This is a genomic window from Microbacterium sp. ZXT2-5 (assembly GCF_055329545.1).
Map to the genome: position 1 here is coordinate 1,202,673 of NZ_JBUZWD010000001.1, position 13,089 is coordinate 1,215,761.

Genomic DNA, 13,089 nt, shown 5'->3' on the forward strand with positions numbered 1-13,089 from the left:
ATCGGCGGCGTCACCACCCGGGGAGAGGCAGTCAGTCTTGTCAGGACTATTGAACATACGCACAAAGCCGGGCTAGGTTGTCGGAAGGCGCTTGCCGAAGACAGGACGACGAGGTCGCATCTCCTCCCCGTGACGACCTCGCCGGGGTCCTCTTCGGCGTGCAACGGCGCGTCACGGGAGTCTGTCGAACGAAGGAGTTGACGTGGTGAGAACCACCCCCCACCGGCCTCGATCCCCGCGACGCGCCGTCGCCACCACCGTCGGGTGCGTCGTGCTGACGTCGCTGGTGCTGCCGCCCGCCGCCGCGCATGCCGGGGCTGCCGCTCCTCCCGCCCATTCCAGCGCGCCACGGGCTGCCGGCTCCGGAGACCCGGCCGCGTTCACCCCGGCGACCGCGATCGAACCGCGGCCAGGCGTCTACGGCACGTTCACCGACAACTATCGTCAGAACGTCTCCGCGAACGACACCCCGCAGGCCAATCCCGCCATCGGGGTGTTGACGCCCATGCTCGACTACTTCACCCCGGGCTCCTCATGGAACGACGGGACGGTGCTGAACGCGCAGCTCCACGCCGAGAACATCGGCATCGTCGAGGACATCACCCGGAACCGCACCGACGCCGAGTCCGACCAGGCGTGGATCGATGACCGCCGCCACCAGAGCTACTCGCTGATCGCGGGCCTCGGCGAGGACGCTGAGGAGTTCGCGTCGCTGACCGGCGCCGGCACGACGATCACGGAGGTGCCGGCCGATGCGCTCACCGTCCGCTACAGCGACGAGGGCAACGCCAACGGCGTCTGGGCCGACGCCGACTCGCCCCTCGGTTCCGCCGTGCGCCTCGTGAACACGCTGCGCGGCCCGTACGCGTCGGGCAACCACGCGAAGTTCCACTACCAGTACATGCGGCCCTTCCGCTGGAGCTCCGACGTGGAGGTCGTGCCCGAGCTCGTCGTGCGCCTCGTGCCCGAGGCCGACGCCGCCTCCGACGGCGGGTTCCCGAGCGGCCACACCAATGCCGCCTTCATCGCGGGCCTCGCGCTCGCCTCTTCGGCGCCGGAGCACTACGACGAGTTGCTCATGACGGCTGCCGACCTCGGACGCACGCGGGTCGTCTCGGGCATGCATTCGCCGCTGGACGTGATCGGCGGCCGCATCCTCGCGACAGGCCTCGCCGGCGCGACGCTGGCCGACCCGGAGAACTCCGCGCTCATCGCCCAGGCGCGGACCGACACCCGCGAGCTGCTCGATCTGACGCCGCAGCTCGACGCCGACCGCGAGGCGTACCAGGCGGAGCTCGCGCGCTATCACGACCTGACGACCTTCGGGCTCACCCCGGTCGGCGCCTCGGGCGAGCCCGTGCACGTGCCGGCGGGTGCGGAATCGCTGCTTCGCTCCCGGTTCCCGTATCTGAGTGACGATCAGCTGCGCTGGGTGCTGTACTCGACCGCCGTCGACTCGTCGCTGCCGCTCGTGGGCGACGCCGAAGGATGGGGGCGCATCGACCTCTACTCGGCCGTCCACGGCTTCGGCACGCTCGACCGCGATGTGAGCGTGACGATGGATGCCGCGGCCGGCGGCACCGCCGCCGCCGATGTGTGGCTCAACGACATCGACGGCGCGGGCGGGCTGACTAAGCACGGCACCGGCAGCCTCACCCTGGCCGGAGAGAACTCGTTCGCGGGCGGCGTGCTCGTGGCGGGCGGCGACGTGGTCGCGACGCTCGCCGAGTCGCTCGGCGCGGGCGCGGTCGAGGTGCGCGCCGGCGCGCTGGTCGACACCGCCGCAGAGACGGTCCAGGTGGCGGACGCGTACGTCCAGGGACGCGACGCGACCCTGCGGCTCACCCAGGAGACCGCGTCCGCACCGGCGCTCGCCGTCGAGGGGACGGCGCGCTACGCGGGCACGCTCGAGGTCGACGTGGCGGGCCTCGGCGCGTCGGCGGACGGCGTGCGCGTCATCGAGCACGACCGGTCCAACGGACGGTTCGCGTCGGTGGCCGTGACCGGGGGCGCCGAGGGCACCCAGTACACCGTGGACTACCGCAAGGACGGGGTGTACGTGGTGGCCGTCGCACCGCGCGGACAGGCTGACGCTACTCCGGGCGCCGCGCCGGCAGCCGCCGGTGAGCCCGGTCTGCCGCGCGCCGTGCGGTTGATCGCGTAGCGCCGCGCCTCACCGCGGCAGCTCCCACAGGAGCCGGCCCCGCCCCCGTTCGCGCCGGAGGCGGGGCCGCTCCGGTTCGGCCGGCCCGCCGGCGTGGGGGAGGTATCGACCGGGCGCCGGATCAGGGCTCGAGCGTGACGTCGACCTGGATCTCGGCCGCGAGACGCTCGAGCTCGGCCGTCAGAGCGTCCAGGTCGACGGATGCCGGAACCCGGGCGACGACCGACGCCTCGAAGAGCCGGCCGCCGTACATCGCCGCGTCGGTCGTCGTGGTGGTGAGACGGTCGATCGAGACGTCGTGGCGGTGAAGGACCGCGGAGATGTCGCGCACGATCCCGGGATGGTCGTTGCCGATGACCTTCAGGTGCAGCAGTCGCGCCGCCCCCGCCGGCGGCTCGGCCGATCCGGGGTGCACCGTGACCTCGAGCAGGCCGTCGAGGACGGCGAGCGCCTCGCGCAGCTCGGTGGCGCGCTCGGGCGCGACGGAGACCTCGATGATGCCCGCGAATGCGCCCGCCAGCTCGGCGAGCTGGCTGTTCTCCCAGTTGCCGCCGTGGTCGTCCACGACGTCGGCGACCGCGGCCACGAGTCCGACGCGGTCGTCGCCGACCACGGTGAGCACGAGCGTCGTCATGCGTTCACTGTAGCCAGCCGGGGTCGCCGGGTGCAGAGGAGTTGCGGGGCGCACTCCGGGACCGCCGCGCCTCAGGCGGGGCGGAGCTCGTCGGTCACGGGGAACGGCAGGCGGAAGCGCTCCGGGTCCGCGCCGACAGCCGACGCCGCCCCGTACTCGTCGGCGACCACGGTGACGCCGCGGGAGCTCGCCTCGGCGATCCGTACCGGACGCTCGGTGCCGTCGGGCAGGCGCAGCGTCCACCGGTCCGCGAGGTAGCCGATGCCGAGCTCCTCGAGGAGCTCCTCGGCAACGAGCCAGTCCAGTGGCCCTTCGGCACCCGCCGGTGTGCGCTCGCGCCCGAGCAGGTCGAAGACGCGGAAGCCCTCGCCGTGCGGCAGCATCCATCCCAGCAGCTCGCCGTCGGCGCGACGATGTTCGATCCAGTCGGCAGGCAGCACGACATCCGAGCGTAGCGAGCGCATCCGCCCGGCGTCACGCCGGTTCCCCACAACCCGCGGTTCCATCGGGCGGCGGTCGCGGCATCCCGATACGATCGGCGTCGAGAGTCGTGCGTGGGGACGCGCGGCGCGGACTCCTGGGGGAGTCGCATGGCCACATTCGGTACCGGTCCCGCCCGTCCGTCGGCGCGGGTTCGTCGTCGGCGCCTGTTCGCAGGCGTCGCCGGCGCCGTCGTCGTGCTCGCCGCCGTCGGCGGCACGATCGCGGCCGTGAGCTTCGCGCGCGCCGGCGCAGAGGCTCGCGCGACCCAGGCAGCGGCACCGCCGACGGCGCCGAGCCCCGAGGCGACGCCGGAGCCGACCCCGCTGACGCCCGAGCACGAGCTGCTCGCCACCACCTCCGACCCCGCGGCGTGCGTCGTCAGCTTCACAGGGGAGGGCGTCGCCGACGCCCCGATGCTGCAGACGCAGGGGGCGCTCTACGCCGACCTGCCGATCCCCGCGCGCGAGGGCCTCGTCTTCGCCGGGTGGTATGCGAACCCCGAGGATGCGGCGGCGCTGGCCGTGCCCGGCCGCATCAACGGCTCGGAGACCGTGGTGTGCACAGATCGGCGCGCGACGCTGCACGGCGCGTGGATGAGCCCGGAGCAGAACGCGGCAGCGGATTCCCGCATCCCGATCCTGATGTACCACCAGTTCACCGCGAAGCCCGAGGGCGAGAGCGGGTGGCTGCGCGGCAACTACGCCTACATCGGCGACTTCGACGCCCACATGAACCACATCGCGACGACCGGGTTCTACCTGCCGACGTGGGACGAGCTCTCGGCGTTCATCGACGGGCGCCTGTTCCTGCCGCCGCACTCGGTGATCGTGACCGACGACGACTGCGACATGACGTGGCTGCAGATGGCTGTTCCGATCGTGGTCGAGAAGAAGGTGCTGACCACCGCCTTCTGCATCACCATCGACGGGACGGGTCCCTCGCCCTCCCCCTACGTGCAGCAGCGATCGCACACGCACGACATGCACCGCGCGGGCGACGACGGGGACGGCCGCATCGTGAACCTCTCGGTGCCGGAGATCGTCGCCGACATGGAGGCCTCGGCGGCGGTGCTGGGCGTCAAGCAGGTGATGGCCTATCCGTTCGGCCACTACGACGACACCGCGAAAGAGGGGCTGCGCCAGGCCGGCTTCGAGATGGCGCGGACCATCGAGCCGGGCTCCGTCACGATCGGCACCGACAAGCTCGCCCTTCCGACGGTGCGCATCAACTACGGCATGGGCCTGGACGCCCTCGTCGGCCTCATCGGGTAGCGGGCGACCGGCGCCTCCGGCCGGGCCGCTGCTAGAGCTCGCCGGGCGCCGTGGCCTGCGCGTCCAGCTCGTCGACGAAGCGCCGCGCAGGGCTGGGCGCGACTCCGGGCCTGCGGGGCGCGTAGACGACCAGCGAGTGGAACACGAACCGCACGAAGAACGCCACCACGAGCGTGATGGCCGTGGCCACCACGGCGGAGAAATGCCACGACTCGACCATCAGCGCGATGATCGGGATGCGGATGAGCGCCTCGGCGTTGTTGAAGGTGAACGACTTCGCGAAGCGCACCCAGCCGCCCGACGCCTGGTCGCGCATGTCATGGAAGACGAAGCGCTCGAGCAGCAGGAAGTTCCCGATGATCGTCACTTCGGCGGCGACGATCGCCGCGATGATGTAGTCGACCCCGAGTCCGGTGAGCGCCCACACGATCGCCACGTTGGCGACAGCCCCCAGCCCGCCGATGACGGCGAAGAGCGACATCTTGCCGAAGCGCAGCGCGGTGAGCTGGGTGAGGAAGTGCACGCCCTGCCGGATGGACGCCTTGGACTCGCCGGCATGGCGGTCGGCGAAGTCGAACGGCACCTCCGCGATGCGCATCGGACGCCGCGCGAGGATCTCGAGCAGGATCTTGAAGCCGCGCGGTCGCAGCAGCGCCTGATCGACGCTTCGCCGGTCGATCAGGAAGAAGCCGGTCATGGGATCGCTGACCTCGCGCAGGCGGACGGGGAACATCGCGCGCGTGAGGGCGGTCGAGGCCTTGGAGACCAGTACGCGCGTGCGGTCGGCGAGGCCGTGGGCGGTGCCGCCCCCTGCGTACCGCGACGCGATGACGACGTCGACGTCGCCGTGCGAGAAGCGCTCCCACATCTCGGGGATCTTCTCGGGCGGATGCTGCAGATCGCCGTCTATGACGAGGCACGCGTCGGCCGCCGCCTCGGCGAGCCCCTGGATCACGGCACCGCCGAGACCGCCGGTGGGCCTGTCTCGATGGATGAGCCTGACCGGCACGGGAGCGGATGCCGCCACCGTGCGGATCACGTCGGGCGTGGCATCCGTGCTGTCGTCCACGAAGAGGATCTCGGCTTCGACGCCGCCGGGCACCTCGCCGATCGCGGCCGCGATGCGACGCACGAGCTCCGTGACGTTCGGAGCCTCGTTGTACGTCGGGACGATGATCGACAGCTGCATTGCCGCATATCCTCCCACGTGCCGCTAATCAGGCGTGAACGTTCTGCGAGATGGATGCCGCAACCGCGGCTGGGCCGGCCCCCGCATGCGGCGCCCACCCAGGATTCCCGGGGGAGAATGGAACGATGACCTCCCCCACGACCATCACCATGTTCGGCGCGGACTGGTGCCGCGACTGCGTCCGCACGAAGAAGCAGCTCGACGAGCTGGGCGTCTCGTACACGTACGTCGACCTCGTCGCCGACCCGTCCGCCGCCGACGTCGCGCGTGACATCTCCGGCCGCACCAACATCCCCGTCGTGGTCTACCCCGACGCCTCGCACCACGTCGAGCCGTCCAACTCCGACGTCGAGGCGAAGCTCCGCGAGCTGTCCCTCATCTGACACGGATCGACGCACGGGCCTGACGGCGCGACGCCGCTCCTCATTAGGCTGAGGCCGTGAGCGTCGAACGCAACACCCGGGCGATCGAGGGGTCGGTGGTCACCGACTTCCAGGACCGCATGAGCTACGGCGGGTACCTCGAACTCGCCACGCTGCTGTCGGCGCAACGTCCCCTCAGCGACCCCGAGCACCACGATGAGCTGCTGTTCATCGTGCAGCACCAGACCACCGAGCTGTGGCTGAAGCTCGTGCTGCACGAGCTCGGCGCCGCCTGCCGGCTGCTGCGCGAGGATCAGCTCGCCCCCGCGCTCAAGTGCATCGCCCGGGTGAAGCACATCCAGAAGACCCTCACCGAGCAGTGGTCGGTGCTTGCGACGCTCACACCCGCCGAGTACGGCCAGTTCCGGGGCGTGCTGGGCAACGCGAGCGGCTTCCAGTCGGCGCAGTACCGCGCGGTGGAGTTCACGCTCGGCAACAAGAACGCCGGCATGCTGCGGGTCTTCGAGTCCGACCCCGGCGCCCACGCGCTCGTGAAGGCGGCGCTGGAGGCGCCGAGCCTCTACGACGAGTTCCTGCGGCTCCTGGCCCGCTCGGGCTACCCCGTCCCCGCCGCGCTCCTCGACCGCGACGTGACCACCGCCTGGACCTACTCGCCCGAGCTCGTGCCGGTCTTCGTGGACATCTACCGCGACCCCGGCGCGCACTGGGCGGCGTACGAGACGTGCGAGGAGCTGGTCGACCTCGAGGACAACTTCCAGCTCTGGCGGTTCCGCCACCTCAAGACCGTCGAGCGGATCATCGGCCTGAAGACCGGGACCGGCGGCTCCAGCGGTGTGCCGTTCCTGCAGCGCGCGCTCGACCTCACCTTCTTCCCCGAGCTGTACGCGGTGCGGACGGAGCTGTGATGAACCACGATCCTCATGCGCTCCGCGCCCTCCTCGGCGACGAGGCAGGCCTCTGCCACCGGGCGATCACCGGAGAGCACGGCGTCTCGCTGCCCCCGTTCACCGATCACCACGTGCACCTGCACCTCATCGACGAGACCCGCCTCGCGGCGGGCGGGATCGCGGGCGTCGTGGACCTCGGCGGCGATCCGGTGGCCCTCGCCCGCCGCGAGAACCACAGCATTCCCCGCGTGGCATACGCCGGCGCGTTCCTGACCGCCCCCGGCGGCTACCCCGTCGGCCGGTCCTGGGCGCCGGCCGAGATCGCCCGCGAGGTCAGCGATCCCTCCACCCACCCCGGCGTTCCCGGGAGCGCCGCCACCGCGGTCGACGAGCAGGCCTCGTTCGGGGCATCCGTCATCAAGGCGTCGCTCAACAGCGCTGCAGGGCCCGTGTTCGATCCGGCGACGCTGTCCGCCGTCGTCGAGGTGGCCCGCGAGCGCGGGCTCCCCGTGATCGCGCACGCCGAGGGCGAGGGGATGCCGCGCCTCGCGTTCGATGCCGGAGTGAGCGGCTTCGCCCACACGCCGTTCAGCGAGTACGTCGGGCGCGCCTTCGTCGCACACGCCGCCGCGGCCGGGCACGTGTGGATCTCGACGCTGGCGATCCACCGGGACGACGCCGAGGCGGCGGAGTTCGCGCGGGTGAATCTGGCGGGCTTCGCCGCGGCCGGCGGACGCGTGCTCTATGGCACGGACCTCGGCAACGGGGAGCAGCCGCTGGGGGTGAACGCCGAGGAGGTCTCGGCGCTGGACCGGGCCGGTGTGCGCGGAGCGGCGCTGATCCGCGCGATGTCCGACCCGTGGCCGTTCGCCGAGCCGCCGTCGGGCGTCCGCACGTTCGTCCCGGGTCCGCCGCCCGGCCAGCTCGACGAGGTCGCCGAGTGGCTGCGCGGCGCGACCGTCGTCCCCACCGAGGAGCTCGTCCATGACGACCACTGATCCCGCCGCATCGTCGGACCCGGCCTCTTCCGGGTTCGGGGCGCACGACGGACGTTCGGGGCGCGTGCCGCACGCCCCGAACGTGCGGGACGCGCCCCGAACCCCCGGTCGGACCGGGACCGGCGCGGCGGCGGACCTCGAAACGGATGCCGCGGCCCTCGACGCGGCCGATCCCCTGCGGACGCACCGCGAAGGGTTCGTCGGAGCCGAGTCGTCGCTGGTCTACTTCGACGGCAATTCGCTCGGCCGGCCGCTGCGGGCGACCGTCGACCGGCTCGCGGCGTTCACGCGCGACGAATGGGGCGGCCGGCTCATCCGAGGGTGGGACGAGTCCTGGATGCACCTCCCCTTCGAGATCGGCGACGCCGTCGGGCGCGCCGCGATCGGCGCGGCCCCGGGGCAGACCGTCATCGGCGACTCGACCACCGTGATGCTGTACAAGCTCCTGCGCGCGGCGTTCGACGCCGCGGTGGCGGCCGACCCCGGCAGAGTCGAGATCGTCGTCGACCGCGACAACTTCCCCACCGACCGGTACCTCGTCGAGGGCATCGCCGCCGAGCGCGGCGGCCGGGTGCGCTGGATCGAGGTCGACCTCGCGTCGGGCGTGACGGCCGAGGCCCTGCGGGCGGCGGTCGGGCCCGAGACGGCGGTCGTGCTTCTCTCGCACGTCGCGTACCGCTCGGGACATCTGGCGGATGCCCCGGCTCTCACCCGCATCGCCCATGACGCCGGCGCGCTCATCGTGTGGGACCTGTGCCACTCGGCCGGCTCCGTCCCCGTCGAGGCGGACGCCTGGGGATTCGACGTCGCGGTCGGCTGCACGTACAAGTACCTCAACGGCGGTCCCGGCTCGCCGGCGTTCGCCTACGTGGCGACGCGGCTGCAGGATCGCCTCGCCCAGCCGATCCACGGCTGGATGGGCACCGCCGACGTGTTCGCCATGGGACCGCAGTACCGGCCGGCCGCGGGCATGCGGCGATTCCTGTCGGGCACGCCGCCGATCGTCGGCATGCTGGCGATGCAGGACACCCTGGCCCTCATCGAGGAGGTGGGGATCGAGGCTGTCCGGTCGAAGTCGGTCGCGCTGACCGAGTTCGCCGTGCGCGCCGCCGACGAGCTGCTCTCTCCGCTCGGCGTCCAGATCGCGTCTCCTCGCGACCCGAACCTCCGCGGCGGGCACGTGACGCTGTCGCACCCGCGGATGCGCGCGGTGACCGCCCGGCTGTGGACCGAGGACGTCATCCCCGACTACCGCGACCCCGGCGGCCTGCGCGTCGGCCTGTCGCCGCTGTCGACCTCGTTCGCCGAGACGCTCGCGGGTCTGCGAGCCGTCGAGGCCGCCGTCCGGGCCGAGGCCTGACCCGGCGCGCGGGGCCCGCCGCCGTCTCCCGGCACGCGGAGGCAGCGGCGAGACCGCGTGCCAGGCAGGGTGAGACTGCGTCCTGTCGCTGGGTCGACGTGACGTAGGATGCCCGAGACGGACGCCCCCGCGCGCCGTCACCCTCTGCGTCGAAGGAGAGCACATGGCCGGCAGCGCCCCCGCCGAGGCGGAGACGACGGGTGACGCCCCGGGTGCGACGCCGGCGGCGCTCCCCGCCGCCGAGCGCGCCGCCCTCGACGAGGCGATCGCCCGTCTGGAGGACGGCTCGCGCGTGTGGGCCGCGCTCACCCTCGACCAGCGGGCACGACTGCTCGGCCGCGTGCGCGACGCCGTCGGAGCGGCCGCCGAGGACTGGGCCGACATCGCCACGACCTCGAAGGGCCTGGAGCCGGGGCATCCGCTGTCCGCGGAGGAATGGCTCGGCGGGCCGTACGCGATCATCAGCCTCCTCGACGCCCTGCGCGAGACGCTGCAGACACTGTCGAAGGGCGGGAACCCGCTCGACGGCGTGAGGCTCGACACGGCTCCGGGAGGGCGCCTCCGCGCGCACACCTTCCCGCTCAACGGCACCGAGCGTCTCCTCCTGTCCGGCTTCACCGGCGAGGTGTGGTTCCAACCGGGGGTGACGGCCGCCGACGCCCGGCGCGAGGCGGGACTCGCCCAGCTGACGCCCACCGAGCCTGCGGGCGTCGGGCTCGTCCTCGGCGCCGGGAATGTGGCCTCGATCCCGGCCGCCGACGTGCTGTACGAGCTCGTCGCCGCCAACCGCGTCGCGCTGCTGAAGCTCAATCCCACCCAGGACACCCTCCTGCCGGTCTTCGAGCAGGCCCTCGCGCCGCTCATCGAGCCCGGCTTCCTGCGCATCGTGCGCGGCGGCGCCGCGACCGGCGCCTACCTGACGTCGCACCCGGGCATCGCGCACGTGCACATCACCGGATCCGCCGGCACGTTCGACGCGATCGTGTGGGGCGATCCGGCACGCCCGGCGAGCGACTCGGACGCCGGTGCCGGGACGACGGCGGCGGCGCAGAAGGGCGAACCGTCGCTCACCGTGCCGATCACGGCGGAGCTCGGCGGGGTGTCGCCCATCATCGTGGTGCCCGGACGCTGGTCGGCCGCCGACCTGAGATACCAGGCCCAGCACGTCGCGACGATGCGCCTGGTCAACGCCGGCCACAACTGCATCGCCGGGCAGGTGGTGATCCTGAGCGCGGACTGGCCCCAGCGAGAGGAGTTCCTGCGCGAGCTCCACGCCGCCTACACCGCCGCCCCCGTGCGCCCGGTGTGGTATCCCCGCAGCGACGAGCGGCTCGCGGCCGCGGCATCCGACTATCCCGACGCGGTGTGGAGCGCGGACGGCACCCGCGCCCTCGTCGAGGTCGGGCCGCACGCCGATGCCACCGCGATCGAGACCGTCGAGTACTTCGCGCCCATCCTCGGGGTCGTGGAGGTGAGAGGAACCGGGCAGGAGTTCCTCGACGCCGCGGTCGCCCACGCCAACGAGAAGCTGACCGGGACCCTCGGCGCCAACGTGCTCATTGACCCCGCGACCGAGGAGGCCCTCGGGGACGGTTTCGAGCGCGCCATCGCCGACCTCCGCTACGGCGACATCGCGATCAACACGTGGACGGCGTTCAACTTCCTCACCGCGCGTCTCACGTGGGGCGGGTTCCCGGGCGCCACGCTCGCCGACGTCTCGAGCGGAATCGGGATCGTGCACAACGCGCTGCTGCTGGACCGGGTGGAGCGCTCGATCGGCCGCGGTCCGTTCCGTCCCTTCCCCCGATCGATGGGCGACACCCTGCGGCGGGTGCGCCTGGCCCGGCGCACGGTGCTGCCCACGCCGCCGTGGTTCGTGAGCTCGCGCACCGGCGCCGAGGTCAGCGCCGGCCTCACGCGCTACCTGATCGACGGCCGGGTCCGCGGGCTCGTGAGGACGCTCGCGAAGGCCATGCGGGCGTGACCGGGGCGGTGGCCACCCCGCGCCGGCGGGCAGCCCGGCGGTGGGACGTCGGCGCCTTCGGCCGCGACGGGCTGGAAGCGGACTACGTCGTCGTCGGTGCCGGTTCCGCCGGTGCCGCCCTGGCCGCACGGCTGAGCGAGGATCCGTCGGTCTCGGTGCTGCTGCTCGAGGCCGGTGGGCCCGACAGGGCGATCGAGCTGCACGTGCCGGCGGCGTTCTCGCGACTGTTCCGCGGCCCGTACGACTGGAGCTACGACACCGTGCCGCAGCCCGGGCTCGACGGCCGCACCGTCTACTGGCCGCGCGGCAAGACGCTCGGCGGCTCGTCGTCGCTCAACGCGCTCATGTGGATCCGCGGGTTCGCGGCGGACTACGACGAATGGGCGGATGCCGCCGGCCCAGCCTGGTCGTGGGACGCGCTGGTCCCCTACTTCCGGCGCGTCGAGCGCACGACCGACCCGGCCGATCCGTCGCAGGGCACCGACGGCGCACAGCCCGTCGAGCCCCAGCGCGACCCGCGACCCCACACGGCGGCGTTCCTGGCGGCGGCCGCGGAGGCGGGGCATCCGCTCACTCCTCCCAACCTGCCCGCCGGTCAGGGCTTCTCGCAGACGATGGTGACCCAGCGCCGCGGTGCACGCGCGTCGACCGCCGACGCGTACCTGCGGCCGGCCGCCGCGCGCCGCAACCTGCGGGTGCTGACCGGTGCGCTGGTGCGCCGCGTCACGTTCGGCACCCGTGGTGCCGGCGACGAGCGGCGCGCGAGCGGCGTGTACCTCGACATCGGCGGCGTGACGCGTCACGTGCGGGCGCGGCGCGAGGTCGTGCTGTGCGCCGGCGCGATCAACACGCCGCAGCTGCTGATGCTGAGCGGGATCGGGCCGGCCGATCACCTCGCCGAGCACGGGATCGGCGTCGTCGTCGACGCGCCGGGCGTCGGCGCGAATCTGCAGGACCACCTCGTGGCCGGCCTCGCCCCCGCCGTCGACGCCGGCACGCTGCACGACGCCGATCGCGTCGCCGAGCTGGTGAAGTACGTCACGCGGCGGCGAGGGATGCTGACCTCCAACGTCGCCGAAGCGTACGGGTTCGTGCGGACGGAGGTCGCCGAGCGGTCCGGCACTCCCGAGGGGCTGCCCGACATCGAGCTCATCTTCGCGGCGGTCCCCTACATCGGCGAGGGGCTCGTGCCCTCACCCGGCCACGGCATCACCGTCGGCGCGATCCTGCTGCGTCCGCGCAGCCGCGGGACGATCCGCCTCGCGTCGGGCGATCCCGCCGACAAGCCGCTCATCGACCCCGCGTACCTGTCGGATCCGGACGGCCTCGACGAGGCCACGATGCTCGCGGGCCTGGCGGAGTGCGAGCGGCTCCTCGACACCGACGCGCTGCGCGCCGTCACGACGGGCGGCTGGGTGCAGCCCGAGGGAGGCGAGCGCATGACCGCCGCCGAGCGCGCCGAGCTGTCGCTCCGCCGCTACTCCCATACGCTCTACCACCCGGTCGGGACGGCGCGGATGGGGACGGATGCCGCCTCCGTCGTCGACCCCGAGCTCCGCGTCCGCGGGGTCACGGGCCTGCGTGTGGCCGACGCATCCGTCATGCCCACCGTCATCCGCGGCCACACCAACGCCCCCGCGATCGTCATCGGCGAGGTCGCCGCCGACCTGCTGCGCGGCCGCCGCTGACCCGTCCCCCGCCCTGCGACCCGCGCCGCGGCCCCGCCACCCTGCGGC

At 72.8% G+C, this 13,089-nt stretch carries 11 protein-coding genes; 8 read left to right on the top strand and 3 right to left on the bottom strand.

The window, feature by feature from the left end; genetic code table 11:
- Positions 1-202 precede the first annotated feature (202 nt).
- The gene (locus ACZBH1_RS05230; RefSeq protein WP_463645724.1) at positions 203-2,164 is read left to right on the top strand and encodes an acid phosphatase; all 1,962 of its coding nucleotides are present in this window, start codon (positions 203-205) and stop codon (positions 2,162-2,164) included.
- A gap of 121 nt (positions 2,165-2,285) precedes the next feature.
- Here the strand turns inward: ACZBH1_RS05230 and ACZBH1_RS05235 are convergent, their stop codons facing one another.
- Together ACZBH1_RS05235 and ACZBH1_RS05240 are read right to left on the bottom strand one after the other, a co-directional pair.
- Positions 2,286-2,798 carry a glycine cleavage system transcriptional repressor gene (locus tag ACZBH1_RS05235; RefSeq protein WP_336393827.1) on the bottom strand — a complete coding sequence of 171 codons (513 nt, stop codon included), beginning with the start codon at positions 2,796-2,798 and terminating at the stop codon, positions 2,286-2,288.
- A 71-nt stretch (positions 2,799-2,869) separates the two neighbouring features.
- Positions 2,870-3,238 (bottom strand): hypothetical protein, encoded by a 369-nt coding sequence (locus ACZBH1_RS05240; RefSeq protein WP_336393828.1) that lies wholly within the window; start codon positions 3,236-3,238, stop codon positions 2,870-2,872.
- Between the two features lie 150 nt (positions 3,239-3,388).
- Here ACZBH1_RS05240 and ACZBH1_RS05245 point away from each other — a divergent pair, with 150 nt between their 5' ends.
- The gene (locus tag ACZBH1_RS05245; RefSeq protein WP_463645725.1) at positions 3,389-4,552 is read left to right on the top strand and encodes a polysaccharide deacetylase family protein; all 1,164 of its coding nucleotides are present in this window, start codon (positions 3,389-3,391) and stop codon (positions 4,550-4,552) included.
- 31 nt (positions 4,553-4,583) lie between these two features.
- On the opposite strand, the gene ACZBH1_RS05250 is transcribed toward ACZBH1_RS05245, so the two are convergent.
- The gene (locus ACZBH1_RS05250; RefSeq protein WP_336393830.1) at positions 4,584-5,741 is read right to left on the bottom strand and encodes a glycosyltransferase; all 1,158 of its coding nucleotides are present in this window, start codon (positions 5,739-5,741) and stop codon (positions 4,584-4,586) included.
- Between the two features lie 125 nt (positions 5,742-5,866).
- Here ACZBH1_RS05250 and ACZBH1_RS05255 point away from each other — a divergent pair, with 125 nt between their 5' ends.
- The 6 genes from ACZBH1_RS05255 to ACZBH1_RS05280 all read left to right on the top strand — a co-directional run bounded on the left by ACZBH1_RS05255 (position 5,867) and on the right by ACZBH1_RS05280 (position 13,041).
- Entirely contained in the window at positions 5,867-6,124 is a 258-nt protein-coding gene (locus ACZBH1_RS05255) for a glutaredoxin family protein (RefSeq protein ID WP_336393831.1), read from the top strand.
- Positions 6,125-6,180: 56 nt separating this feature from the next.
- On the top strand, positions 6,181-7,029 hold the full coding sequence (kynA, locus tag ACZBH1_RS05260) for a tryptophan 2,3-dioxygenase (RefSeq protein WP_463645726.1): 849 nt from the start codon (positions 6,181-6,183) through the stop codon (positions 7,027-7,029).
- Positions 7,029-8,009 (top strand): hypothetical protein, encoded by a 981-nt coding sequence (locus ACZBH1_RS05265; RefSeq protein ID WP_463645727.1) that lies wholly within the window; start codon positions 7,029-7,031, stop codon positions 8,007-8,009. The genes kynA and ACZBH1_RS05265 overlap by 1 nt, the downstream gene beginning before the upstream one ends.
- The gene (locus ACZBH1_RS05270; protein ID WP_463645728.1) at positions 7,996-9,369 is read left to right on the top strand and encodes a kynureninase; all 1,374 of its coding nucleotides are present in this window, start codon (positions 7,996-7,998) and stop codon (positions 9,367-9,369) included. Before ACZBH1_RS05265 ends, ACZBH1_RS05270 begins: the two co-directional genes overlap by 14 nt.
- 163 nt (positions 9,370-9,532) lie before the next feature.
- Positions 9,533-11,353 (top strand): aldehyde dehydrogenase family protein, encoded by a 1,821-nt coding sequence (locus ACZBH1_RS05275; RefSeq protein WP_463645729.1) that lies wholly within the window; start codon positions 9,533-9,535, stop codon positions 11,351-11,353.
- A 71-nt stretch (positions 11,354-11,424) separates the two neighbouring features.
- The gene (locus ACZBH1_RS05280) at positions 11,425-13,041 is read left to right on the top strand and encodes a GMC family oxidoreductase (protein ID WP_463646659.1); all 1,617 of its coding nucleotides are present in this window, start codon (positions 11,425-11,427) and stop codon (positions 13,039-13,041) included.
- Positions 13,042-13,089 lie beyond the last annotated feature (48 nt).